This window comes from Mycobacteroides chelonae (assembly GCF_016767715.1).
Lineage (GTDB): Bacteria > Actinomycetota > Actinomycetes > Mycobacteriales > Mycobacteriaceae > Mycobacterium > Mycobacterium gwanakae.
On the sequence record NZ_CP050145.1, the window covers coordinates 2,906,567 to 2,931,401 of the forward strand.

Genomic DNA, 24,835 nt, shown 5'->3' on the forward strand with positions numbered 1-24,835 from the left:
GCGGGCAGGCCGGTCTTCCAAATCGATCGGGACAGTGGATGGTTCTTTGTCAGATGCCCGGCGCGAGGACCATCAGCGCGGTCGCTAACGCCGTGGCCAGACACATCGACGGTCCGTGCGGAACCGATACTCCCCGGCGCCCGCACGCCATGAGCAGCACACCAATCAGGCCGGTCAACAGCGGCGCACCGATTGCCGCCAGAAACCACGTGTCCAATCCGAACGCCCCCGACAATCCCCCGGTGCCGAAGGCGAGCTTCACGTCCCCTGCGCCCATCGCGCGCGGCGAGAGCAGATGTGCGGCCAGGTACACGATCGTCAACGCCACCGCGCCGGCCAACATCGGTGGATTGCGGTCGAGCATTGCCACCACGACTATCCCGGCGGCTGCGGGCAGCGTGAGCCAGTTCGGCAGCCTGCGGTACCTGATGTCGAAATATGACAGCGCCGCCATCCAGCACAGCACCGCCGCCCCCACCCCGTAAATCATGTGGGGAATGTAGCGCCGCGCGGCTAGATTCGGAGTAGTGACGAAGACATTGTGGAGCCCGCAGGAATACAGCCGATTCGGAGACGAACGCAGTCGCCCGTTCTACGAATTGCTGTCCCGGATACCGGCCTCGACTCCGCGCACTGTCGTTGACTTGGGTTGCGCCAGTGGAATCTTGACCGTCGAATTGGCCCGCCGGTGGCCCGGCGCATCGGTGCTGGGACTGGATTCCTCCGCCGAGCTGCTGGCCACCGCACCCGCTGACCTGCCCGCCAATCTGCGTCTGGAGCAAGGCGATATCGCGGACTTCCGGGCCGACGGCGTGGACGTACTGTTCACCAATGCGGCCTTGCAATGGCTTCCACAGCACCGCGAGCTCATCTCCGCATGGGCCGGGCAGCTCAATCCGGGTGGATATCTGGCCTTTCAGGTTCCGGGCAACTTCGGAGCACCCTCGCATGCGCTGATGCGCCAGGTGGCCGAATCGCCACGCTGGCTATCGCGATTGGACGGTGTGCTGCGCGGAACCGAGAGCACGGACGGAGCCGAAGGTTATGCGCGCCTGGCCATTTCCGCCGGCTTGGTTCCGGACGCCTGGGAGACGACATACGTGCACCTGCTGGCGGGCGAGGATCCGGTGCTGCGATGGGTGCATGGCACCGGGCTGAGGCCCGTTGTGTCGGCACTGTCGGCCGACGAATTCGCCGAGTTCGAGTCGGAGTATGCCGGGCTGCTGCGCCAGGCTTATCCGCGCTCCGGCGAGGTGACCCCGTTCGGATTCCGCCGAATCTTCTGTGTGGCATCCAAGCCGTAAGTGGGTCGATAGAATCGGGCGGTGCCGGATACCAATGCCAAGGAACGCTCACTGACTGGGCATGAGGCACGTTGGGAGCGGCACAACTCCGCCCGCCAGACCCGCATCGTGGAGTCTGCCGTCGCGCTGCTCGATGAAACGCCGCCCGGCACCGAGATTCCCGTGCAGTCGATCGCCAAACGGGCCGAGCTGGCCAAGTCTGTGGTGTACCGGCAGTTCGAGGGACGCGAGGACCTCGATCGGCGCATTCGTTCGTATCTGATGGAGGACTTCGATACGACAATCTCGTCGCAGCTCGATGTCACCAGAGGTTCCATCAACGACATTGCCACCAGAACCATTCGGGCGGTACTGGATTGGATGACCGATTACCCCCATCGCTATGAGTTCATGGGCTCCGGCACCACCGACGAGGATCCCGCCGTCGATGCGGTCAGTACGGTCAAGGTGCGCATGGAGCAGCGTGTCCGGGGAGTCCTGATCCCGATCACCGAGTTACTCGGAATCGACTACAGCCCCTTCGAATCAGTCACTTACGCGGTGGTGACGATGGTCGAGGGAACCCTCTCCCGGTGGTTGCGGGAAACCGACCCCGTGCGCAGCCGCACCGAGATCGTCGAGGATCTGGCGAACTACGTCTGGTACGTACTGGACGGGGCCGGGCGTTCGATGGGCGTGTCGCTGGACCCGCAGACCGAGCTGATGGCGGCTATCGCCGAACTGTCAGGCGCCAACCGCTAGCGGCGTGCCCGCGGGCGAGCGGTCGGGCTCGCTGCGGTACCGCGACGGACGGCCGTCGATGTGCAGCACCTTCCACAAGGGGCGCACCCACCACGGCCGCATTCCGATGTCTTCGGTCAGCTTGCGCATGTCTCCGAAGTACTCGGCAAGCGTGTGACGCGCGTGCTCGCTGCGCCAGAAGGCCTGCTTGAAAACCTCACGCGGGATGCCGAACTCGGCGGCGAAGCTCCGTGGCGGAATCATGATCTCGTTCGCCAGCAGCTTCATGACGACCGGGAACAGCAGGGTGCACAGTGCGCGCTTGCGCGCACTCATCAGCGGCATGTGTACGCGCAGGAACTCACCGGCGAAGGAGATGTGCCGCGCCTCTTCGGCCACATGGATTTCCATCGTTCGCCGGACGGCCGGCGGCAGGTCGACGTCCTTGCGGATCAACGACTTCTGGTAATGGTCGATGGGCTCTTCGCCGCCGAGGATGCCGATGAAGAGGACCACATGGGCCCAGCCGCCCGCTACGCCGATAATCGGCGAGAGCCTGCGGAACCACTTGCGCATGCCCGGGACATCGTCACCGATGCGGTTGACGAGTTCCTGGAACATCTGGATGTGGTTGCACTCCTCGGTCATCTCGTGGAGGCAGTAGCGGAACTCCGGCGAGCCGTTCGGCAGCTTCATGAGGTACTGCATCATGCCGCGGATCAGGATGCTCTCGAAGGCGAGTCCGACCTTGACGCTGTTGGCCAGCCGCCAGCGGCCGATCTCGATTTGACGGTCGAGGGGCAGGTCCCGGTACCACTGGGTGGCGCCGAGGGTGTCCAACTCGGGGTTCAGCACCCAGCGGGGGTCGTTGCGGTCGATCTGGTAATCGGGCGCATCCCAGTCGATGTCCGTGAAGGGATCGAAGTGCAGACGCACCGAGCCTTCGGACAGCGTGTGCAGTGTCTGCAGGTACTCCGCGTCGAAATCGCTCGGCCCGGGGACGGTGTAAAGCGGCATTGCTTCCTCCTCGAATTGCCTACCAATTTACTGGGACACGGCATCCCATGCAACATCTGGTGGGACTAAAAGTCCCATAAATTTGATTCGCGCAGGTCGCCTCTACTCGTGAGGCTGAATCTGCCTGGCGGCCAGCGGCCGCCAGGCAGGTAATCGGGTGCTCAGCGCAGGGCGGAGGCCATCGCCGCACGTGGTGCGGGCTGCCCGGTGAACAGCTCTACCTGGGTGAACGCCTGGTTGAGCAGCATCTCCAAACCGCCGACGACCGCCGATCCCCGATCGTGTGCCTTAGCCGCCAGCTCGGTGGGCCAGGGGTGATAGATAACGTCGAGAATCGCCGGAGCCGCCGCCAGGGCATCCGAATAGGGTGCCGCCGCCTCCGCGGGCACGGTGCTCACCAGCACGCCGGACGATGCGCACACCGAGGACAGCGCGGCGTCCCCGAAACCAATCACCGAGGCCGGCAGGCCCACTCGCTGCGCCAGCTCCAGAGCTCCGTGCGCCCGGCTCGCATCCCGGGCCACCACCGTCAGGGACGTGATACCCATTGCCGCCAGCGCCACGATGGCCGGCCGCGCGGTACCGCCGGCGCCGACGATCACCGCCGCCCGCTCCGTGGGTTCGATTCCCGCACCGCGCAGTGCTCCGGATACGCCATCGACGTCGGTGTTGTCGGCATGCCAACCGTCATTGGTACGCACCAGGGTGTTGGCGGCACCGATCAGCCGTGCACGTTCGGTGCAGCTCGACGCCGATTCCAAGGCGGCGAACTTGCCGGGCATCGTCACCGAGAAACCCACCCAATCGGGCCCGGCACCGCCCACCACATCGGGCAGCTGCTCAGCCGTGCACTCGATGCGTTCGTACGTCCAGCCGGTCAGTCCCAGCGCGCGATAGGCGGCCAGATGTAGATCGGGTGAGCGCGAATGCCCTATCGGAGAGCCGAGCACCGCGGCGCGGCGAACCTCAGCCGCGCTCATGCTCTACGCCCGGGAGGCTCATCGCGCACTGTCCAGAATGCCGTTCTTCTTAGCCAGCTCGATGTTGGCCAAATGCTCGTTGTAGTCGGCGGTGAACAACGTGGTGCCCTCGGCGTCGATCGTGACGAAGTACAGCCAGTCCCCCGGCTCCGGATGCTCGGCCGCCTGAAGCGCCTCGGGGCTCGGCGAAGAAATCGGAGTAGCCGGAAGCCCCTGCGACACATAGGTATTCCAGAGTGTCTTGCGCTCGCGGTCGTCATCGGTGGTCGCGACTTCCTGGCGGTCCAACGGGTAGTTCACCGTGGAGTCGAATTCCAGCTTCTGATGCTTGGCCAGCCGGTTGTAGACCACCCGCGCCACCTTCGCGAAGTCGCGGGGTTTGGCCTCCCGCTGCAGCAGCGAGGCCACCACCAGCACTTCATAGGGCGACAATCCGGCCGCATCGGCCTGCAGCAACCCCAGCTGCTGGTACTGGTCGCTGCTCTCGCGGATGAGGGAGGCCAGAATCTGCTCCGGCTCGGCCATCGGGTCGAAGTCCCACCGCCCGGCGGCGATCAGTCCCTCGATGCGGCGGTGGTCGTCACGCACGGCGTTGACTCCGTTGGACGCCCACTGCGGGACCGACAGCTCGGCCTGCGATGCCGTCGTGGCGGCCTGCCGCAAGTCCGAAGCGGCCACGCAATGCTTGTCGCCATCCAGCTCCACGCACGAAGCACGCGCGATGAGGGTGAAGATGCCCTCGGTAACCGCGCCATTGGCCACCGCGGAGACGTCATCGAGCTGACGGCCCTCCGGGATGACGAGCAGACCGACACGGTTATCTTGTTCGGCCAGACGCGCGACGGCGTCCTTGCCGGGAATCTTGGTGCGCAGCTTGTAGAAGCCGGGCTGGATCGCGGCGATGGCCTGATTGCCTTGCGCGGCATCGGTGAACGCACTCGGAGTGGCCACCACTCCCTCGTCCTTCAGCCGCTGTCCGATGACCTTGGTGGTGTCGCCGCGATGCACCTCGAACACGAAGTCCTTGACCCCGGAGCCCGAGTAGTCGGTGACGGGGGCATCGGCACCGAAGAGGCTGTCCCACAGCTTGGCTCCGCCGACAACGGCAGCGACGGTGATGATGACAACCAGCGCGAGACCCGCCAGTCCGGCGTTACGGCGACGCCGCGCCGCAGCCCTGCGGCGCGCCCGTTCGCGACGGGTCTCGCGAGGACGCGGACCCACGGCCACCGGGACGGCCCGGCGACCGCCTCCCCAGTCGTCGTCGGGCTCCTGGCGATCGTCCCAATCGCGCCAGTCGCTCAACGCGTGCCCCCTTCACTGCCGCACCGGCGACGCTGCTCAAGCCAATCCTGCAGAATGGCCACCGCTGCCGCCTGGTCGATGATGCCGCGCTGCTGACGAGACCGTACTCCTGCCTCACGCAGGGAACGCTGGGCGGTAGTAGTAGTGAAACGCTCGTCTACTAAGCGCACCGGCACGGGCGCGATTCGCTCACTCAGCTCGCGGGCGAACCCGGCGGCATCGCGCGCCGAGGCCCCCGTACCTTCGCGCAGGTTACGTGGCAGGCCGACAACGACCTCTACCACGCTCAGCTCCTCGACCAATTCCACGATACGGCGAAAATCACTGTCTTCCTTGTTATCCCGCGCGACCGTTTCGACCGGGGTGGCAAGAATTCCGTCGGGGTCGCACGATGCGACCCCGATTCTGACGGTGCCTACATCCACGCCGAGACGACGGCCGCGGCCCGGATCATCCGGGCCTGGACGATCAGGGGCAGGAGCTTCGCTATCAGGCACTCGGTTCAGGCCTGGCGGATCTGTTCACGCAGCGCCCGCAGTGCCGCGTCAATGCCGGAGGGGTCCTTACCGGAACCCTGTGCCGTGTCGGACTTACCGCCGCCTCGACCATCCACGGCCGATCCGATGGCGCCCACGAGGTCGTTGGCACGCAGCCCCGCATCTTGAGCGGCCTGGTTGACCGACACCACGAAGGGCACCGAGCCCTCGCCCGCCGCGATCAGCGCGACCACGGCGGGGTCACTGCCGAGCCGACCCCGAATGTCTCCGATCAGGCTGCGCAGGTCACCGGCGCCGGTGCCATCGGGCAGCCGGTGCGCCACCACGGTGACGGTGCCGGCCGACGTGCCCAGGCGTTCCGCGTTGTCCACCAATGTCGAGATGGAGGCCTTCACCGAGGCCAAACGTGTTTGCTCCAGCTCCTTTTCGGCCACCTTCAGCCGCTCCACCAAAGTGGCGACCCGGCCGGGAACCTCTTCGGAGGGCACCTTCAGGCTAGAGGACAGCGCAGCCATCAAGGCACGTTCCTTCGAAAGGTATCGGAACGCGTCCAGGCCTACATAGGCCTCCACCCGGCGCACACCCGAGCCCACCGAAGACTCTCCCAGCAGCGTCACAGGTCCGATCTGGGAGGAGCTGGCCACGTGCGTGCCACCGCACAATTCGAGCGAGAACGGGCCGCCGATGTCGACAACGCGCACGTTGTCCCCGTAGTTCTCACCGAACAGCGCCATCGCGCCCATGGCCTTGGCCTTGTCCAGATCGGTGATGAAGGTGTTGACGGGGTAGTTGGCCTCGACCGCCTTGTTGGCGACGTCCTCGACCTCTTGCCGCTGCGCCTCCGAAAGCGCTCCCTGCCAGCTGAAGTCGAAACGCAGGTATCCGGGACGGTTCAGCGAGCCCGCCTGAACAGCATTGGGCCCCAGTACTTGCCGCAGCGCGGCGTGCACCATGTGCGTGCCTGAGTGGCCCTGAGTGGCGCCGTGGCGCCACTGCGGGTCCACCGAGGCCACCACCTGATCACCCTCGACGAACTCACCGGATTCCACCGTGACCTTGTGCACGAAAAGGGTTTTGGCGATCTTCTGAACATCGGAGACCTTTGCCTGCGATGTTGCGTTGGTCCCGTCGCCGCGAAGGGATCCGACGTCGGCGATCTGGCCACCCGATTCCGCGTAGAGCGGGGTGCGGTCCAATACGATTTCCGCCTCGGCGCCCGCCGAGGCGACCGGCACCCGGGCGCCGTCGACAAAGATGCCCAGAATCGTGGCCTGCGAATCCAATTCGTCGAACCCGGTGAATTCCGTGGGGCCCGCGTCCACGAGTTCGCGGTATGCCGTCAGGTCCGCGTGGGCATGCTTGCGTGCGGCGGCATCGGCCTTGGCACGCTGCCGCTGCTCGTTCATCAGCTCACGGAAGCCGTTCTCGTCCACCGAAAGCCCGGCCTCGGCGGCCATTTCGAGGGTGAGCTCGATGGGGAATCCGTAGGTGTCGTGCAGGGTGAACGCGTCGCTACCCGAAAGCGTGCTTTTTCCTGCCGTTTTCGTCTTGTCCGCGGCATCCTCGAACAGCTTCGAACCGGAGGCCAGGGTCCGGTTGAACGCGGTCTCCTCGGCAACGGCGATTCTGCTGATGCGTTCGAAGTCGGTTACCAGCTCGGGGTACGAGGGGCCCATCTCGTCACGCACCACGGCCATCAGCTCACCCATCATGGGCTTTTCGACGCCAAGCAACTTGGTGGAGCGGATGATCCGGCGCAGCAGGCGGCGCAGCACATAGCCGCGGCCTTCATTGCCTGGGCTGACCCCGTCGCCGATGATGATCGCCGCCGTGCGGGCGTGGTCGCCGATGACGCGGTAGCGCACGTCGTCCTCATGACTGCCCTGCCCGTAGCCGCGCGGGGCAACTGCTGCCACACAGTCGATGACCGGGCGCACCAGGTCGGTCTCGTAGACGTTGTCGACACCCTGCAGCAGACACGCGATGCGCTCGACACCCATGCCGGTGTCGATGTTCTGGCGCGGCAGCGGGCCGAGTATCTCGAAGTCGGTCTTGGAGGTCCCCTCGCCGCGCTCGTTCTGCATGAACACGAGATTCCAGATCTCGATGTAGCGGTCCTCGTTGGCCTCCGGGCCGCCTTCGACGCCGTACTCGGGGCCGCGGTCGTAGTAGATCTCCGAGCACGGACCGCAGGGGCCGGGGATGCCCATGGACCAGTAGTTGTCGGCCATGCCGCGGCGCTGGATCCGGTCCAGCGGCAGCCCGGCGATGTCCTGCCACAGCCCGATGGCCTCGTCGTCGTCGAGATAGACGGTGGCCCACAGCCTCTCCGGGTCGAAGCCGTAACCACCTTCGGACAGTGGGTTGGTCAACAGCGTCCAGGCAAGCCGGATCGCCTCGCTCTTGAAGTAGTCGCCGAAGGAGAAGTTCCCGGCCATCTGGAAGAACGTGTTGTGACGGGTGGTGATGCCCACCTCATCGATGTCCGGGGTGCGAATGCACTTCTGGACACTGGTGGCCGTGTTGTACGGCGGCGTGCGCTGCCCCAGGAAGAACGGCACGAACTGGACCATGCCGGCGTTGACGAACAGCAGGTTGGGGTCGTCGAGGATCACCGAAGCGCTCGGTACCTCGGTGTGACCGGCCTTCACGAAGTGGTCCAGGAATCGCTTCCGGATCTCGTGTGTCTGCATGTCGTCCTTGCGTGTAGCTGGGGAATCTGACCGGACCACCCTACCGGTGTGTCCACCTACCGCCGGTATACGCCAAGGTCACCAGGGACCGCCACCAGGTATCTGCTCCGTCACAATTCACCGAGCTAACCGCAAACAGCCCCTTCACATGGACAGACGGGCTCCGGCCTGCCTCACAGCAATCGCGGTCCGGCTCTAGCCGTACGGAGCGTCGCGGATCGAGCTGTCGACGGCTCCGCCGATCGGCGCGGTTGCCAGCCCGGTGAACGGTCCCAGGAACGGGCTCAACAGGATGCCGGCTCCCGCCTCGGCGGCATCACCGGCGGCGCCCGCGCCCACGTCGCGGCCGTACTGCTCCACCCACGGATCAACCGGTGCGGGTGGCGGCGGGCCTGGATCTTCGAGGATTGGCGCGGGGCCCGGTTCGGGTTCCGGGTCTGCCCACGCCACGGCGGGCGCGGCCATCACAGCGAGCGATGCCAGTAGTCCGCCCGCGGCCACACGCATACGTAACGCCATGCCATTCAGTATGCCGAGTGTGCGATTTGTGTCGGTTTTCTGGCCAGAACCGACAGAATCCGCACACTCGATCAGAACTCAGGGCCTTTTCAGCCCGCGCCGGATGATGGCGCGCAGCTTGTCCAGCCGCGATCCGATGTCACGCTCGGTGCCGTGATCGGTGGGCTGGTAGTAATCGGTGCCAACCAACTCATCGGGCGGATACTGCTGCGCGACCACCCCGTCGCGGTCGTTATGCGGGTACACGTAGCCGACGGCGTTGCCGAGTTTGGCCGCCCCGCTGTAATGGCCGTCACGCAGATGAGGCGGCACCAGCCCGGCCTTGCCCGCGCGGATATCACCCATCGCCGCCCCCAGTGCCGCGGGCACCGCACCCGACTTGGGCGCGGTTGCGAGGTGGATGGTGGCGTGAGTCAACGTCAGCTGCGCCTCCGGCATCCCGATCAGCTGGACCGTCTGGGCCGCCGCCACCGCCACCGGCAATGCGGTGGGATCGGCCATCCCGACGTCCTCGCTGGCCAGGATCATCAGTCGCCGGGCGATAAAGCGTGGGTCCTCCCCCGCGATCAGCATCCGCGCCAGATAGTGCAGCGCGGCATCCACATCGGACCCGCGGATGGATTTGATGAAGGCACTCACCACGTCGTAATGCTGATCGCCGTCGCGGTCGTAGCGCACGGCAGCGCGGTCCACCGACTGCTCCACCACCTCGACGGTCACGGTGCCGCCCGCTCCTCCCGCGGTCTCCGCGGCGACCTCCAGCGCAGTCAGCGCGCGTCGTGCGTCGCCCGCAGCGAGTTGCGCCAGCAGGCTCAGCGCCTCGGGATCGACGGCCACCACGCCGCCGAGCCCACGTTCATCGGCGATCGCACGCGTAAGCACTTCCCGAATATCGTTGTCGCCCAATGGCTGCAGCTGAAGGATCAGCGAGCGCGACAGCAGCGGTGCCACCACGGAGAAGGAGGGATTCTCGGTGGTAGCGGCCACCAACAACACCACCCGGTTCTCCACGGCCGCAAGCAGAGCGTCCTGTTGCGTCTTGGAGAACCGGTGCACCTCGTCGATGAAGAGCACCGTCTGGCGGCCGTGAACGGCCGCGCGGCGTGCATCATCGATGACGGCCCGCACCTCTTTGACGCCGGCGGACAAAGCGGACAACGCCTCGAACCGGCGCCCGGTGGCACCCGAAATCAAGGATGCGAGAGTGGTTTTCCCCGTGCCCGGAGGTCCGTACAGGATGACCGAGGCCGCACCTGAGCCATCGACAAGGCGACGCAACGGCGAACCCTGTTTGAGCAGGTGCCCCTGCCCCACCACTTCATCGAGCGTGGCGGGACGCATCCGGACAGCCAGGGGCGCGTTGGGCGGCACCCCGGCATCCGCCGGGGCCGACTCGAAAGCGCCCCCGGGCACGTCGAACAGGCTGTCTGACACGTCTCAGGCTTACCACGTCGGGCCGACGGGTTCAGCCCGCCGGTTGGGTCACGAAATCGATCAGCTCCTCAACACGGCCGATCAGGGCCGGCTCCAGGTCGGTCCAGGTGCGCACCTTGCCGCGGATCCGCCGCCATGCCTCGGCGATCTCGGTCTGGCTGCCGTGCGGCCAGCCAAGCGCCTGGCAGATGCCGTGTTTCCACTCGATGTCCCGCGGCACGCTGGGCCAGGCATGCAGACCGATCCGCGCGGGCTTGACCGCCTGCCAGATGTCGACGAACGGATGCCCCACCACCAGGGTGTGCTCGCCATAGGGACCCTTTTGCACCGTTTCGGCGATACGTGACTCCTTCGACCCCTTCACGAGGTGGTCGACCAGAACGCCGAGTCGACGGCCCGGCCCCGGCTGGAATTCCTTCACGATGGCGGCCAAGTCATCCACCCCGCCGAGGTATTCGACGACCACACCTTCAACGCGCAAGTCATGACCCCACACCTGTTCGACGAGCTCGGCGTCGTGACGACCCTCGACGTAGATCCGGCTGGCCAACGCCGTGCGCGCCTTGAGCCCGTGAACCGCAACCGATCCCGACGCGCTCCGGGTCGCCTTGGTGGGAGTGTGCCGCAACGGCTCCTTGAGAATCACCGGCTTACCGTCGATGAGATATCCGGGACCTACCGGGAAGCCGCGAACACGCCCGTGCCGGTCCTCCAAGTCCATCCGGCCGTACTCGATGCGCACCACCGCCCCCACAAAACCCGTCTGTGCATCCTCCACGACCAAGCCCTTTATCGCCGCGACCTCGGTGGATTGCGGACGCCGCGGAGCGTGCGGGTTGTTGGACAAGATGTCGGTGCCATAGCGATCAGCCACCCGGCGATCGTAGAAACGCGTCGAGATCCCAGTGCGTTACGACTCGCCCGCGTGATTAGACCGTGACCAGGACCGGCGGGCGCAGGGCGGAGAGCACCAGCAAGTCGTGCGGCGTACACCGTTTAAAGGCAACTTTCGGTGGACATTCTTCATTTGCTGATTCATAGTGCACGAGATGGCTGCGCGTTGGTTTTGGGATCACTGCCAAGCGGTGGAGCTTCTGGTCCTTGCCTTCGCCGCACCAGCTGTTCTGTACCGCGGGTGGCGATGGTGGACAGGTAGACCATCGCTTGCGTTAGCGGCAAGTGCGATTTTTGCAGTGTCCATATGGCCGTGGGCGCTGTGCGATATCGAACCAATATGGGCGGCGTTATCGCCGCAAGCACAGGCCTTTCACGCCGCGGGAGGGATCGGTGTCGTGGCGTCGGCGAGCGCCTGGGTGCTTGTGGTTGAGGCATGCGGTCAGGCCGATCGCCCGATCCGTCGGAAGAAGATCCAGAGACTCGTTGCGGGAGCGACGATTACGTTCGTAGCCGTTGCAGCGTTGACCGTTTCGACGGTATCAACACCGGGAGGGAGTGACTTCTTCACCTACCTGACTGAGCCACGCCGCGACTCACTCAGCCTTTTAGCAGCCACCCTTATCGGCCACAGCTTTGCCGCGGCCGTGTTAGCCCATCTCGCCCTGCTCGCGATGCGACGGATGGACCACACGCCGGCCGGCCAAGGCCTGGGCTTGCTTGGAGCGGCCGGCGGTGCGGTCGCGATTGCGGTCGTAACTCGCGGAATCTGCGCCGAGCTTTTCCAGTGGAATGGATATTCACCTCCGACATGGTGTGGGCTAACCGTGCAGACGAGCGCCATCACGGCAGGTGCGGTACTTGCCATTTCGGCCTTGACGTGGCCCCCCGCAGCGCTACGCCGCCAGGTGCGCCACACGCTGCGCCGACTTCAGCCCTTACGCGATGCATTGATCGAACTGTTCCCCGGGCTGGCTCCGCCCCGGCAGTTCCGGGTAGGCCTGACGGCGGTGCCACCGGAATGGATTGGCCAAATTCAGGATGGACTAAGCCTGCTCGCGCAGTACCGCGATCTGCCACGTGAAGCTTCTTCACCACCTGAAAATCGCACGAAACATATTCAGGCAGTTATTGATTGGATCCATGGACAATCGCCATTAGGCATGAGCACCGTATGGCTTCACGCGCCACCACAGCTGACGAACACCGAGTGGATCCAGGTCCTCGCCGATGCATTTATGCCGCGGCGCCCAGTTCAATAGCCAAGCGCCAGAACCATTCAGCAGAATATGTCGTCAATGCGACGCCGAGACGAGGGCTCCCCGGCCGCACCTGCTCGTTCCAGACGCCGTAAAACCAGACCCGCGAAACGTTCGGCATCGATTTCCTCATCGGGCCACGCGCGGGTTTCGTCACACGATCGCTGCAGCATGAAGGCCACCAGATCTATCGAGGCAGCCTCCATGTGCGCTGTCGCGTACTCGGTGATCGCCTGCCCACGGTGACCTAGGACCATATGACCGAGTTCATGAGCAATGGTCCGCTCTCGCGACAACTCGTCTGATCGAACCTTCAGCACGTCCCGGTCCGGGAAAGATAACCACTGCCCAAAAACCCCGACCGGCAACCGCCCGTCCTCGATCGCAATTGGCCTGCCGCGCTGCAGGCCCCACGTCTCGACGAGCGTCATCAGCGAGGATGTGCCTGCCGGCGCAACAGCGAACACTCCATCGACAGCGGTTTTGATCTCTGCGTTTCTCGACCGGCGTGCAAGCACGCCAAAATGGGATATGCCTAAACCCCGCCGACTATGCATCCGCAGAAAATAACAATCCTCGACTCACCCAGCAAGACATGGCATATCCGCTACCTCCATACAGAGGCCCTGAGAACTCAGTCCTCCATGAGAGATTCGCCGCGCAGCGCCGCGATGACGTCGGTGGCGTGACCGGCGACAACAGGGTCGCCCACACGCTCAGCGGCCGCATGCAGCGCTACCCATCGCCCCAGCAGCGCGGCATGGCTGGGCGCGGGATTCCCGAAGGCCACAGTGTCGTCGTCGAGATCGACGTCGATGGTGAAGTACTCGTGCGTGGCGAGCCATACCCACATCAGTCGCGCATCCAGGACGCGCCGCGCAAGCGTCTCGTCGTCGGCCAGCCCGGGGGCGATCGACACCACATCGGAGCGCCAGGCTTCGGTCATCGCATCATCGAGCTCGGCGACTTCCTCACGCTCGGCGGCACCGAGAAACTCCGGGTAGACGGTGAGCGCGTGGGCGATGTCCAGCACGATGTCGCGGAATCCGCCCCATTCGTAGTCAAGAATCCGGACACCATGTTCGGTGACGAGGATATTGTCGGGGGCGACCTCGGAGGGGCTGAAGGCGCGAACGCCGCCCTTTCCGAAAAGCTCAGCTGTTTGCTGTAAACGAGAAATCAGTGCAGGCGGAACTTCGAGAGCGTACTCGCTTCTCAGGATCTGCTGCAGTGGGTCAATGGTCTCCGCCCCACCGATGCGCTGCTGCGACGGGTCGACATCGGTCTTCTTCACATCGATGCGCCTGAGCAGCGCAGCAAAGTCACCTTCACGCCCCACGGTGGCTACGTGCATCCGCCCCAGGGCTTGCGCCCACGCCATCAGCGCATGGTTGATCGCGGCACGATTACGCTCTGCCAACAGCTCTGACATGGTCGGCGCGGAACCCAGATCGGTAAGCACTATGAGTCGTTCGGCAATCGAGTAGGCAACCAGCTCGGGGCCGGGCCGATGCTTGGCCGTCAAGGAGTTTGCGAACTGATACGACACAACCTCGCGGAGCACGGCAGCCTCGGATCCGCCTTCGGGGACCTGCTTGATCACCATCGACTTGGGCAACGCAAAAGGGTTCTGCACCGCGCGGACCCGAAGGACGATCGCAGGCCCGCTGCCACCGAGATCCTCGGGTTCAGCCAACGTGACGGTTGCCCCCGCGCGCTTGGAGAGCAACTCCTCGGCTGTGGCGATAACCTGCGCGACGGGGTCTGCCAATAGTGTCGTCATTACCGCCTCACCTTACCTCGTCTTTATAAGACTGTGGGGCGGCACACATTCCTCCCGGTATTCACCTCCACGCATTTGCCGGGCACCTACCAGCGCAGATCTGCCCACCCCTGGCGGGTAGTTAGGCGGCAGCATCCCCCGCCGCCACGACAATCTCGTGGATCAGCCGCATCTTCTCCAGCACCGGACCGGGCAGCACGAAGGGGTACAGGTCATCGCGCCCCATGGAGCGGTTGACCATATTGAGCGACCACGCCAGCGGCAGCCACATCTCGATGATGGTGTCGAATCCGCTGGGACCTAGAACCCGGCGATCGAAGGTGCCGCCCGCCGGCGCCAGCGCGAAGGAAGCTGCGGTGTCCAACGTGTCGCGGATATGCAGATAGTGCGCGAAGGTCTCCGCCCAGTCCTCGGCGGGATGCATGGTGGCATAGGAGGAGACAAAATTGGCCTCCCACCCCTCGGGCACGCCCTGCTGATAGTGGCGATCCAATGCGGCCTGGTAGTCGGCATCCGCATCACCGAACAGTGCACGGAATCTCTGGACATAGTCCGCAGAAACCCCGACGAGCCGGTAGTAGAAGTAATGCCCGATCTCGTGACGGAAATGTCCGAGCAGGGTGCGATACGGCTCGTCCATGGAGATGCGAAGCTGCTCGCGATGCACGTCATCACCCTCGGCGAGATCCAGGGTGATCACCCCGTTGTGATGTCCCGTCATCACCGGTTCCTGCTCGCTGGAGAGCAGATCGAAGGCCAGCCCGAACTCGGTATCGACATCACGCCCCGTCACCGGTAGCCGCAGCTCCGCGAGTTCGGCGATGAGCCGGCGCTTGGCCTTCTCCGCCTCCGCGAACGCAGGCAGGGCTGTGCTGTCAGAGTCGTTGGGCCGGGTGCGTGTGAGCTCACAGGATGCGCATAACGTGCCCGACGCCGTGCCGTACACCAGCCAATTGCATTCGGCCACATGAAGGTTCGCACACAGGCGGTGATCATCGGAGTCGACGAACCCGGGTCCGTCGTCGTTGGCGATCACCAACAGCGCCTTGTCCTGAAGCGAAAACCCGACGTGACTGCCACAGGACAGGCACACCGAATTTTCGAATGCCAGATGCTGACCACACTGCGGGCAGATGAAGTCACGCATGCGCTGGGCTCTCCTCACACGGTGCGACGTCCACCGACACTTTGATCGTGCTGCTTTCGGAGTCGGTGTAGATGATGCCGCGCAGCGGCGGTACATCGGCGTAATCGCGACCCCACGCGACGGTGACGTACCGCTCGTCGGCGACGGTGTCATTCGTCGGGTCGAACGCGACCCATCCGTCGGGTGGAACCCACACCGCCGCCCAGGCATGGGTGGCGTCGGCACCGACGAGGCGGGGCTGCCCCGGCGGCGGATTCGTCGCCAGATAGCCGGAGACGTAACGTGCCGCGAGTCCCTGGGTGCGCAGCGCCGTGACCGCCATGCGCGCGAAATCCTGACAGACGCCTTCCCCCGCGGCCAGCACCTCGCTGACCTTCGTGGAAATGGTGGTCGATCCCGACCGGTACTGGAAATCGCGATAGATCCGGCCCATCAGATCCACGACAGCCTCCCCGAGCGGACGTCCTGCTGTGAAACTCACTGCGGCGTAGGCCTCTACGTCGTCGGTAATCTCCGGAGGCACTAAATCCAGCACGAACTCGGTGGCCAGCGCTCCCGCCCCCGACGATTCCGCATAGGCCGGACGGGCCAGCTCCCATGCCTGCTCCCACCCCGCGCCGGGTGGTGACGGGGCACTGACGTCGACGATGGAGCGGGCAGTCACGCTCAGCTCGCGGTGTGGCGTGGTGACGTGGAAGTACGAACTGAGGTTCCCGTAGAGGTCTCTACCGGTGGAACTGTCCGAGGGTTCCGGCTCGACGATCAGCTCGTTTGATTCGCAACGTTGCCAATCGGTGTCACGTGGCGTGAGATAGCCACGGCCATAGGAGCTTGTGACGTCGTCGGAGTATTGGTACAGGGTGCGGTGCGTCACCTGATACCGGGTGACCGCTGAGCCGCTTGGGCCAAGACCGTCGGTCACGGCAACCTCCGCGTCGTGTCGGGTCCCCACAGTGGCTGCATTCCGGTCGGCATGGACAAGTGTGTCCTCGTGACCACGGTGGACAACTCGCGCAATGCCTGATGCACGTTGTCGAGAGTTTCAGCAAGCGTATCGCGCTGCCCATCCTCACCGGCGGCATCCAGATCGGACGGATCAATCCGCCGCAACTGCGTCACCAGATCCTCCACCAGCCGCTCGGGACGCGAGGTCCCCGAGGCGCTCGGCAGTGACTTGAGGTCGGTGCGCAGCGATTCCACCTGATACAGAAGCGATCTCGGGTTCACAGCATCGAACAGCAGCAGGTCGGCCACCGCCTCCAGGCTGATCTTGCCGCGGGTGCGGCGGCGGTACATCACCGAGGACTCGCAAGCCACCAGCGTGGATTCAGTGACCGACTGCTCGGCCGCGCGGCCGCGGACCGCCGTCAGCGTGGAACGCAACAGCGCCGTCAGGCCGAGGCCACGCTCGATGCGCTTGCCGATATCCATGATCGTCCAGCCGATGTCGTGAACTGTCGACTCCGCCGCCAGGCCTGATAGCGCGAGAAGCCCTGCCAATACTTGCGTTTGGGTGGCGGCGAGCACTGTGTCATCGGCGCGAGTGGAGTTGCCTCCCGAACGCGTGCTGTCGTCGTACTCCGCCGCCGCCGCGGCGATGGCCCGGTCCATGCCACCGAGCACCATCCAGGTGTCGTTGGACATCTGGTCGCGAACCGCGCGGGCGGCCAGGCCGAGGCGCTCCACCGATTGGGCCAGGGAACCGACCCGCTCCTTGTCCACCGTCAGCGACCACACTTGAGTTCCCAGATCTTCGGATCCGGTGTCGGTGCCGGTGATATCGCCGAGCGCCTTCAGCAGCACCGGGACGCATTCACTGGCCTCCATGAACTGCCGATACCGATACTCGTGGAACCGTTCCCGGGTAACAGACAACAGCCGAACGAGATTCTCGGCGCGCTCTCCGTATCGCCCGAGCCAGAACAGATCGGACAACACGCGCGGCGAGCTGACCGCGTCGGCGCCCGCCAATCGCCCGGCGGGCAGATCCAGCGGCGCGACGGTCAGTGCCCGCTCGGTCTGATCGCGATCCGGCTGCTGGACCCAGATATCTTTGGCGGCAAGGCTGTTGAGTGTCGATCCCGAGTACCCGGAAGCAGCGACATAACCGAGACCACCGATCATCGGCGCATACCCGCCGCGCTGCGCGACGGTGAACAGCCGCATGCCGATCGGTGCCGCGGTCAGGGCGCCCGGCCGCAGATAGGTGGGGGCCACCGACAGTTCGGGAAGTTCCTGACCAACCCAGCGCCAGGGTGCCGCCTCGATACGTGCCCGCAATGTCTCCAGTGTCTCCGAGGACTGCAACGGTCCGGTATACACCTCGTCCGCCACTGTCGATTTGACCAACAGCGTGCCCAGGTTGGCGAGCAGGTGCGAACGCTCCGCATCGATGCCGCCCCACCAGGTCTGGACGCCCGGCAACGCGAGCGGCTCCTCGAGCAGGCGATACGACAGCTCCGGCAGGAAACGGGCCAGGCCCGGATTTTCCAGGATCCCGCTGCCCAACGAGTTGACGACGGTGACCGCACCCCGGCGCAGCACCTCGACCAGGCCAACAACCCCCAGACGCGAGTCTGCCCGCAAGTCCAGCGGATCGGAGTAGCCGGCGTCGACGCGGCGTAGCACCACATCCACTCGGCGCAGGGTGCCCAGCGATCTCATCCAGAGTTTGCCGTCACGTACCACCAGATCCGCGGACTCGACCAGTGGAAATCCCAGTACCGACGCGAGGTAGGCCTGGTCGAATGATGTCTCGGAGTGGATGCCTGGGCTGAGCACGACCACCGTCGGATCCTCGACCGATTCGGGGGCGACATCGATGAGCGCCAGGCGCAGCGCTTGCGCGAACGATGAGGTCGGCCTTGGCGCGACCTTCTCGTAGAGATCGGGAGCGGCGTGCGCGACCACGCGGCGATCCGCCATCGCATACCCGGCACCCGAGGGCGCCTGTGTCCAGTCGGCGTTCACCCGGAAGTCGCCAACGCTCGTGCGGCCGATATCGCATCCGAGCAGAAAGAGCTGATGCCTACCGGGCAGGGCCATGCCGTGGGCGGCCCGCACATAACCGGGATGGGCAAAGAGCAGCTGCGGTGGCAACGCGCCGGATCTGATCAGTTCCTGAGGCCCGTACAGGTCGCTGAGAACGGCGTCCAGCAGCGTGGCCCGCTGGGTGAGACCAACCTCCAGCACGCTCCAGTCAGCGGGGTCGAGTAATAACGGGAGCCCATCCAGACGCCACGGCACCGGATGGGTGGGCGCATCGGGCCCGGACGCAGATCCCGCGACGCGCCGGGGATCCATGTAGGTGATGCCGTCGCTGTCGATCAGAGTGCGGACGCGATCCAGCAGACGGTCCAAACCGGGACGGCCGCGTTGGGCGATGGCGTCGGCCAAGTCGGTCCACGCCGGGCGGACGTTCCCGTCGGGCGCCAGGAACTCGTCGTACCCAGCCTGACTGCCCCGCCGGCCGACCTCGAACAGTGCTCCCTGGGCGCGCGCGCTGCGGTACTGCGCGATCAGCGGGTTATCGGTCAACGGGTAGCCGGGTCCGGCGGGAGCCCCCGAAGCAGGTGCTGCCACCGTCGCTACCTTCCTTCCTGTTCCGCTCTCTCACCTGCGCCCCACCGTCCTCGCACGGCGTAAATCCAGGATGCCGGGCGCGACCGCATCGGTGGACATGCGGGCTTGTTTCTCGCGCAAGTCTGACAAATCGACACGACCGGTGGTGTAACCGGTGGCATCGAAACGCCGACCGCGGCGTGCTTCGGCCGCCACCGCATTGACCGGAGGATCGTCATACGCACGGCCGCCCGGGTGCGATACGTGGTACGTACAGCCGCCGCGAGACAGGGCGTTAGCGGTGTCGATGAGCTCGAATCGCAACGGGTCATCGACGGTGATGCTCGGGTGCAGAGCGCTGGGCGGCTGCCAGGCCCGATAACGGACTCCGGCCACCTGCACATCCGGGTTTGCCGTCGAGAGCAGCGGGATGGGCTGACCGTTGCAGGTGATGACGTACCGGGATCGGTCGGCGCCGATGACCCGCACCTGCACGCGTTCGATGGAGGAATCGACGTAGCGCGCGGTGCCTCCTGCGGTCGCCTCCTCCCCCAGCACCCGCCACGGTTCGATGGCCCCGCGCAGTTCGACCTCGATACCGTCGAACACCGCGGTGCCGATCCGTGGGAACCGGAACTCGGTGAAGGGATCGAGCCAGCTTGTCTCGAAAGCGATGCCGTGCGCGCGCAGATCGGCGGCAACCTGAGCGATGTCGTGAATGATGAAGTGTGGCAACAAGTAACGGCCATGAAGATTTGCACCGTGTCGTATCAGCGGCGCCCGTAGGGGTTGTTCCCAGAACTTGGCGACCAGCGCGCGCACCAACAGAGACTGGACCATCGCCATCTGGAAATGCGGAGGCATCTCGAATCCCCGCAGCTCCAACAGGCCCAGACGCCCGCGCGCACTGTCGGGGCTGTACAGCTTGTCGATGCAGAACTCCGCACGGTGGGTGTTCCCGGTGATGTCGGTGAGCAGGTGCCGCAGCGCCCTGTCCACATGCCACGGCGCGGCGTCCGCAGCACGGTCGGGGCCGGGCGATGTCGTCAATCTCTCGATCTCCGCGAAGGCGATCTCCAACTCGTACAACGCCTCTTCGCGCCCCTCGTCGACACGTGGGGCCTGCGAGGTGGTGCCGACGAATCGTCCCGAGAACAGATACGACAACGCGGGGTGATGCTGCCAGTAGGTCAGCAGCGAGACCAGTAGATCGGGCCGCCGCAACAACGGCGACGTCGCCGGGGTCCGGCCCCCCAACGTGATGTGGTTACCCCCTCCGGTCCCGGTGTGGGTGCCGTCGGTGTCGAACGATTCGGTGGTCAGCCGGGCTTTCCGTGCCTCCTCGTACAACACCTCGAGCTGGCGGGACTGCTCGGCGAAGCTGCCGGTGGGTGTCACGTTGACCTCGATGACACCCGGGTCGGGAGTCACGCTCATGGCTTCGAGCCGAGGGTCCGGCGGCGGCCCATACCCTTCGATCACCAGTGGGCAGGTGGCTGCCGCCTCGACGCGGGCGATGAGATCTACGAAATCGTCGAGGCTCTCCAGGGGCGGCAGGAACAGGTACAGCAGCCCGTCGCGGATTTCGGCAACCATGGCTGTGGTGGGTACACCGTCCGCGGGCACGACGGCCGCGGATCCGGATCGCTGCGTATCGAGTTCGGCTGCAGCGCTGAGCGGATCCGCCTCGGCCGGGTGTGGGGCCGGCTTCCAGGAGACGGCGGCCAGTGGGAGCCGCAGACCTGCCGGAGACCGTCCTTCCGTCAGCACGATCCGGCCGCGACGCAGTTGCCAGTCGGCGCTTTCCCAGCCGCTGCCGTCCTCCCCGCGGTGCAGGGGCAGCAGATGCGCGGCCGGCCGGGTCACCTGTTCGTCCAGGCCTGCCAGCAGCTCCGAACGCCGCTCTTCCGAATCTTCCTGCGGCGCTAAGTCATCGGCCGTTGATACCGGATCTCCGGCCGGGCGCCGAACCGATGCGGCCAGTCGGGTCAGCGGATCCTCGTACGCCGCGCGCACCTGACTCTCGGGCAGCCCAAGATCGCCGGCCAGCGCGATCAACAACGCACGGTCAGCACCGTCCGGCGTGGACCATTCCCGGTCCTCGGCCCACGGGTCCGCCAGCAGATCGGGGTCAGACCACAGCGGCTGGCCGTCGCGGCGCCAGTACAAGCCGATCTGCCATCGCGGCAACGGTTCACCCGGGTACCACTTCCCCTGACTGCGCTGCACCAAACCGGTTGGCGCCCAGAGCGATTTCAGGCGGGCAGTCAGATCGGAGGCACGGACCCGCTTCTGGGGGCCGTCGGCCGCGGTGTTCCATTCCTCGGCAACCTGGTGATCGACCGAGACGAAGGTCGGCTCGCCGCCCATCGTCAACCCCACCCCAGCGCTATCAAGCCGGACATCGATCTCCGCACCCAGCGCGGTGACCGCCTCCCACGCCGATGCCGTGTAGGGCAGCGTGACTCGGGGGTCCTCATGCACGCGAGTGACCGTGTTGGAGAAATCGAGCGTGGACTCGCACACGTCGGTGGCGCCGGAGATTGCGGCCGATGTCGACGGATGCGGTGTCGCCGAGAGCGGAATGTGCCCTTCCCCCGCGAGCAGCCCCGATGTGGGGTCCAGACCGACCCACCCCGCGCCGGGGATGTAGACCTCAGCCCAGGCGTGCAGATCGGTGAAGTCGGCCACCGGACCGGAAGGCCCGTCGATTGCGGCGATATCCGACGTCAGCTGGACCAGGTACCCGGACACGAAGCGAGCGGCAAGACCCTTCTGCCGCAGAATCGAGACCAGTAACCAGGCAGTGTCACGGCAGGAACCGATACCCACCGCCAGGGTGGTGTCGGGGCTCTGGACCCCGGGCTCCAAGCGCACGGCGTAGCCGACATCCGAGCACAGCGCCTGATTGATGGTGACGAGGTAGTCGATGATGCGTGTGTCTGGCGCCATCGTGAAATTGGCCACCCACGCGCGGGCCAGCTCACCGGGCCCCGAGCCGGGAATCGATTCGTCCACCGGCTTGAGATAAGGCTCCAGATCGGCGGCCAACGCGGGCGGGTAGGCGAAACCGATGTGTTCGGCCCACTCCTCGATGAAGAAGTCGAACGGATTGACCGACTTCAGGTCGGCGATGAGCCCCACGGTGATCGACAATCGACGGGTCCGGTTCGGAAAGACCACGCGGGCAAGGAAATTCCCGAAGGCATCCTGTTGCCAGTTGATGAAGTGATCATCGGGGGCGATACGCAACGAGTACGCCTCGATCGGTGTCCTGGTATGCGGCGCGGGGCGCAATCGAATCTCGTGCGGATGCACCTGCACGAGTCTGTCGAATGCGTAGCTGGTCCGATGCTCCAGCGCCACCTTGATGCCCATCGGCTGATCCCACCATAACCTGGCCTCACCCGCATGGCCTGCGAATCGGCACACAACCAACCCGCAGGCCCGCAGAGGCCGCGCAGACGCTCTACCGGTAGCTCATCGGCGACCGCTCTCGGCTAGTGACGTCGCAGTTCAAAGATCGGAATCGCCCGGTCGGTCTTCTCCTGATAGTCGGCGAACACGGGAACCTGCTCAACAACCTTCGGGTACAGCGCATCGCGCTCGCTGAGTGAAAGCTCATGGGCTACCACGTCGTAACCGTCAGTTCCGATGTCGATATGCGCATGCGGATGTGCCCGCAGGTTATGCACCCATGCGGGGTCCTTGTCCGCACCGCCGAAGGAACCGACGATGTAGATCTTGCCGTCGATATCGAAGTAGGCCAGCGGATTCAGACGCTCCTTTCCGCTCTTGGCACCGGTGTTGGTCAGCAGCAGGATCGGAACGCCGGCGAATTGACCACCGACCTGTCCACCGTTGGCGCGGAATTCCTGAGTTACGCCGTCATTGAATTCGTTGATCACCGCGGCGGGCTGCTCATTGAAGGGTGTGTCATCAGTCACCTCACCAGAGTGCCACCGCTGCGCCGGGTTCTCAGGTTGCACTGTCAGGATGACTGGATGACGGTGGCCGCCTCCCGGGAACGACGCTGGTTCGGCTCGACCGAGGTCTTGGTGGTGGCTCTAATCCTGATGGCCCTGGCTGCCAGCCGGTTACGCGGGATCGTCGACGCCAACGAGAAGCTGGCCACCGCCGGAACGGTGTTCTGTGGGGTGTTCGTCCAGGCCGTCCCCTTCCTTGCACTCGGCGTGATCGTGAGCGGGCTCGTCGCGACGTTCGTCACCCCGGAACGTCTGGCGCGCTGGTTGCCGAACCGGTCCGTTGCCGCGGTGGCGGTGGCGGGAGTCAGTGGCGCCGCGCTGCCCGGCTGCGAATGCGGATCGGTGCCGGTGGCACGCCGGCTGTACGGGCCGGGATCGGTGGGTGCCGCCGCACTGACCTTCATGTTGTCGGCGCCGGCGATCAACCCGGTAGTACTGGTCGCTACCGCGGTCGCGTTCCCCGGCCAGCCGAAGATGGTGCTGGCGCGTGCGGTGGCCTCACTGCTCACCGCGATAATCATGGGGATGGTGTGGTCGCGGTGGGGGCGGGACAGCTGGGTCACCCGCAAGCTGCCCACGGCCCACGCCGGATCCGGCTCCCGCTGGACGACATTCACCGAGGCAGCCCGCCACGACTTTCTACAGGCGGCCTCGTACCTGGCGATCGGGGCGGTGGCCGCGGCGGCCTTGCACGTGCTGGTACCGGCCTGGGTTTTCGAGCATCTGGCGGGCAACCTTGTCGTCGGTGTGGTGACCATGGCGCTGCTGGCCGTGGTGCTGGCGTTGTGCTCGGAAGCCGACGCCTTCGTCGCCGCCAGCATCACGATGATGCCGCTGATCCCGCGCTTGGTGTTCCTCGTGGTCGGACCGGCTGTCGATGTGAAGCTGATCGCGATGCAGTCGGGGATGTTCGGGCGCGCGTTCGCCGCTCGGTTCGCACCGGTGACATTCGTGGTGGCCACCGCCGTCGCGACAGCCGTCGGACTGGCTGTGCTGGGAACCTCATGAGGCGCGATACGGAGAACACCCTGCTGATCCTGTTGGGGGTCAGTGTTGCCATGATCGCGGTGACCGGAACCTTCACGCGCTACGTCAAACCCGGGCTGCTGCCGTGGCTCGCCTGTTCGGCGGTCATCGTGATCGGACTAGGTCTGGCCGCGATCATCCGCGATGTGCGCCGCGGCCACACCGAGCATGACCACAACCACGAGGGTCACGGAGACCACAGCCACAAGCACGGCGCCACATGGTTTCTGGTGTTACCAATCGTCTTGCTGATCTTCATCGTGCCCCCGGCCCTGAGCGCTCGATCCATCGCGCCGGCCAACATCTCCGCCTCGGCCAACACGCCCCGGCGAGCATTTCCCCCACTGCCACCCGGCGACGCACCGTCGGTGCCGCTGCCCGAGATTCTGATGCGCATCGCCGCAGGGTCCTCGGACACGTTGAGCGGACGCACAATCACCGTCACCGGCTTCACCTTCAAGGACGGTGAACGCACCGACCTGGCGAAGATAGTCATCGTCTGTTGTGCCGCCGACGCCCAGTTGGCCCGACTGCACATGACGGGACCCGCCGCCGCATCGGCATCGACGCTTCCCGAGAACACTTGGATCTCGGTGACCGGGACCGTACCCGGCGGACAGAGCTATCGCGGCCCGTCGTCGATTCCGGCGATCGAGGTCGCCGGTATCACCCGCACCGACCCGCCCAAGAGCACCTACTGAACGGAGTGA

21 protein-coding genes are annotated in these 24,835 nt (G+C 65.4%); 5 read left to right on the forward strand and 16 right to left on the reverse strand.

Annotated features, from left to right (window positions below; genetic code table 11):
• Positions 1–49: 49 nt before the first annotated feature.
• Positions 50–490, reverse strand: a complete 441-nt coding sequence (locus HBA99_RS14275) for a prepilin peptidase (RefSeq protein ID WP_030093566.1) — start codon at positions 488–490, stop codon at positions 50–52.
• A gap of 37 nt (positions 491–527) precedes the next feature.
• On the opposite strand from HBA99_RS14275, the gene HBA99_RS14280 reads away from it, so the two are divergent.
• Together HBA99_RS14280 and HBA99_RS14285 are read left to right on the forward strand one after the other, a co-directional pair.
• On the forward strand, positions 528–1,304 hold the full coding sequence (locus tag HBA99_RS14280) for a methyltransferase domain-containing protein (RefSeq protein WP_070952601.1): 777 nt from the start codon (positions 528–530) through the stop codon (positions 1,302–1,304).
• Between the two features lie 21 nt (positions 1,305–1,325).
• On the forward strand, positions 1,326–2,045 hold the full coding sequence (locus HBA99_RS14285) for a TetR/AcrR family transcriptional regulator (RefSeq protein WP_030093568.1): 720 nt from the start codon (positions 1,326–1,328) through the stop codon (positions 2,043–2,045).
• On the opposite strand, the gene HBA99_RS14290 is transcribed toward HBA99_RS14285, so the two are convergent.
• From HBA99_RS14290 to HBA99_RS14325, 8 genes are all read right to left on the reverse strand, one after another.
• On the reverse strand, positions 2,028–3,041 hold the full coding sequence (locus tag HBA99_RS14290; protein WP_030093569.1) for an AurF N-oxygenase family protein: 1,014 nt from the start codon (positions 3,039–3,041) through the stop codon (positions 2,028–2,030). The genes HBA99_RS14285 and HBA99_RS14290 overlap by 18 nt on opposite strands.
• 161 nt (positions 3,042–3,202) lie before the next feature.
• Complete coding sequence (locus HBA99_RS14295; RefSeq protein WP_081347755.1) at positions 3,203–4,021, reverse strand: shikimate dehydrogenase; 819 nt, start codon at positions 4,019–4,021, stop codon at positions 3,203–3,205.
• Between the two features lie 18 nt (positions 4,022–4,039).
• Positions 4,040–5,326 carry an endolytic transglycosylase MltG gene (gene mltG / locus HBA99_RS14300; RefSeq protein ID WP_030093571.1) on the reverse strand — a complete coding sequence of 429 codons (1,287 nt, stop codon included), beginning with the start codon at positions 5,324–5,326 and terminating at the stop codon, positions 4,040–4,042.
• Complete coding sequence (ruvX, locus tag HBA99_RS14305) at positions 5,323–5,823, reverse strand: Holliday junction resolvase RuvX (protein WP_030093572.1); 501 nt, start codon at positions 5,821–5,823, stop codon at positions 5,323–5,325. The genes mltG and ruvX overlap by 4 nt, the downstream gene beginning before the upstream one ends.
• A gap of 5 nt (positions 5,824–5,828) precedes the next feature.
• Positions 5,829–8,516 (reverse strand): alanine--tRNA ligase, encoded by a 2,688-nt coding sequence (gene alaS / locus HBA99_RS14310; protein ID WP_070952602.1) that lies wholly within the window; start codon positions 8,514–8,516, stop codon positions 5,829–5,831.
• 195 nt (positions 8,517–8,711) lie between these two features.
• The gene (locus tag HBA99_RS14315; RefSeq protein ID WP_070924326.1) at positions 8,712–9,035 is read right to left on the reverse strand and encodes a hypothetical protein; all 324 of its coding nucleotides are present in this window, start codon (positions 9,033–9,035) and stop codon (positions 8,712–8,714) included.
• 78 nt (positions 9,036–9,113) lie between these two features.
• Positions 9,114–10,469: a replication-associated recombination protein A gene (locus HBA99_RS14320; protein ID WP_044103938.1), complete on the reverse strand. Its 1,356-nt coding sequence runs from the start codon at positions 10,467–10,469 to the stop codon at positions 9,114–9,116.
• A 31-nt stretch (positions 10,470–10,500) separates the two neighbouring features.
• Positions 10,501–11,343, reverse strand: a complete 843-nt coding sequence (locus tag HBA99_RS14325; protein WP_057965975.1) for a DUF3097 domain-containing protein — start codon at positions 11,341–11,343, stop codon at positions 10,501–10,503.
• Positions 11,344–11,518: 175 nt separating this feature from the next.
• Between HBA99_RS14325 and HBA99_RS14330 the strand changes: the two genes are divergently transcribed.
• Positions 11,519–12,625 carry a hypothetical protein gene (locus tag HBA99_RS14330; protein ID WP_131822835.1) on the forward strand — a complete coding sequence of 369 codons (1,107 nt, stop codon included), beginning with the start codon at positions 11,519–11,521 and terminating at the stop codon, positions 12,623–12,625.
• Positions 12,626–12,642: 17 nt separating this feature from the next.
• Here HBA99_RS14330 and HBA99_RS14335 read toward each other — a convergent pair whose 3' ends face one another.
• The 7 genes from HBA99_RS14335 to HBA99_RS14365 all read right to left on the reverse strand — a co-directional run bounded on the left by HBA99_RS14335 (position 12,643) and on the right by HBA99_RS14365 (position 23,060).
• The gene (locus HBA99_RS14335) at positions 12,643–13,053 is read right to left on the reverse strand and encodes an ImmA/IrrE family metallo-endopeptidase (RefSeq protein ID WP_234798111.1); all 411 of its coding nucleotides are present in this window, start codon (positions 13,051–13,053) and stop codon (positions 12,643–12,645) included.
• Between the two features lie 203 nt (positions 13,054–13,256).
• Positions 13,257–14,405, reverse strand: a complete 1,149-nt coding sequence (locus HBA99_RS14340) for a kinase (RefSeq protein ID WP_070920062.1) — start codon at positions 14,403–14,405, stop codon at positions 13,257–13,259.
• A 121-nt stretch (positions 14,406–14,526) separates the two neighbouring features.
• Entirely contained in the window at positions 14,527–15,552 is a 1,026-nt protein-coding gene (locus HBA99_RS14345) for a zinc-binding metallopeptidase family protein (RefSeq protein WP_070952604.1), read from the reverse strand.
• Positions 15,545–16,474 (reverse strand): transglutaminase family protein, encoded by a 930-nt coding sequence (locus tag HBA99_RS14350; RefSeq protein ID WP_070952650.1) that lies wholly within the window; start codon positions 16,472–16,474, stop codon positions 15,545–15,547. The genes HBA99_RS14345 and HBA99_RS14350 overlap by 8 nt, the downstream gene beginning before the upstream one ends.
• A complete protein-coding gene (locus tag HBA99_RS14355) occupies positions 16,471–19,074 on the reverse strand; it encodes a circularly permuted type 2 ATP-grasp protein (RefSeq protein ID WP_070952651.1) in 2,604 nt (867 codons plus the stop codon). Before HBA99_RS14355 ends, HBA99_RS14350 begins: the two co-directional genes overlap by 4 nt.
• A gap of 90 nt (positions 19,075–19,164) precedes the next feature.
• Positions 19,165–22,491: a transglutaminase family protein gene (locus tag HBA99_RS14360; RefSeq protein WP_070952605.1), complete on the reverse strand. Its 3,327-nt coding sequence runs from the start codon at positions 22,489–22,491 to the stop codon at positions 19,165–19,167.
• A gap of 122 nt (positions 22,492–22,613) precedes the next feature.
• On the reverse strand, positions 22,614–23,060 hold the full coding sequence (locus HBA99_RS14365; RefSeq protein ID WP_030093583.1) for a nitroreductase family deazaflavin-dependent oxidoreductase: 447 nt from the start codon (positions 23,058–23,060) through the stop codon (positions 22,614–22,616).
• A 57-nt stretch (positions 23,061–23,117) separates the two neighbouring features.
• Between HBA99_RS14365 and HBA99_RS14370 the strand changes: the two genes are divergently transcribed.
• Together HBA99_RS14370 and HBA99_RS14375 are read left to right on the forward strand one after the other, a co-directional pair.
• Positions 23,118–24,107 (forward strand): permease, encoded by a 990-nt coding sequence (locus HBA99_RS14370; RefSeq protein ID WP_057965982.1) that lies wholly within the window; start codon positions 23,118–23,120, stop codon positions 24,105–24,107.
• On the forward strand, positions 24,104–24,826 hold the full coding sequence (locus HBA99_RS14375; protein WP_070930683.1) for a TIGR03943 family putative permease subunit: 723 nt from the start codon (positions 24,104–24,106) through the stop codon (positions 24,824–24,826). The genes HBA99_RS14370 and HBA99_RS14375 overlap by 4 nt, the downstream gene beginning before the upstream one ends.
• The last annotated feature ends 9 nt before the right edge of the window (positions 24,827–24,835 follow it).

What these genes read in the sequence shown, in the direction of transcription:
- HBA99_RS14315 (WP_070924326.1), bottom strand. Translation starts at nt 9,035, where the DNA reads ATGGCGTTACGTATGCGTGTGGCCGCGGGCGGACTACTGGCATCGCTC.
- HBA99_RS14340 (WP_070920062.1), bottom strand. Translation starts at nt 14,405, where the DNA reads ATGACGACACTATTGGCAGACCCCGTCGCGCAGGTTATCGCCACAGCC.
- HBA99_RS14345 (WP_070952604.1), bottom strand. Translation starts at nt 15,552, where the DNA reads ATGCGTGACTTCATCTGCCCGCAGTGTGGTCAGCATCTGGCATTCGAA.
- HBA99_RS14330 (WP_131822835.1), top strand. Translation starts at nt 11,519, where the DNA reads ATGGCTGCGCGTTGGTTTTGGGATCACTGCCAAGCGGTGGAGCTTCTG.
- alaS (WP_070952602.1), bottom strand. Translation starts at nt 8,516, where the DNA reads ATGCAGACACACGAGATCCGGAAGCGATTCCTGGACCACTTCGTGAAG.
- HBA99_RS14295 (WP_081347755.1), bottom strand. Translation starts at nt 4,021, where the DNA reads ATGAGCGCGGCTGAGGTTCGCCGCGCCGCGGTGCTCGGCTCTCCGATA.
- HBA99_RS14360 (WP_070952605.1), bottom strand. Translation starts at nt 22,491, where the DNA reads ATGGGCATCAAGGTGGCGCTGGAGCATCGGACCAGCTACGCATTCGAC.
- HBA99_RS14335 (WP_234798111.1), bottom strand. Translation starts at nt 13,053, where the DNA reads ATGACGCTCGTCGAGACGTGGGGCCTGCAGCGCGGCAGGCCAATTGCG.
- HBA99_RS14375 (WP_070930683.1), top strand. Translation starts at nt 24,104, where the DNA reads ATGAGGCGCGATACGGAGAACACCCTGCTGATCCTGTTGGGGGTCAGT.
- HBA99_RS14290 (WP_030093569.1), bottom strand. Translation starts at nt 3,041, where the DNA reads ATGCCGCTTTACACCGTCCCCGGGCCGAGCGATTTCGACGCGGAGTAC.
- HBA99_RS14370 (WP_057965982.1), top strand. Translation starts at nt 23,118, where the DNA reads ATGACGGTGGCCGCCTCCCGGGAACGACGCTGGTTCGGCTCGACCGAG.
- HBA99_RS14275 (WP_030093566.1), bottom strand. Translation starts at nt 490, where the DNA reads ATGATTTACGGGGTGGGGGCGGCGGTGCTGTGCTGGATGGCGGCGCTG.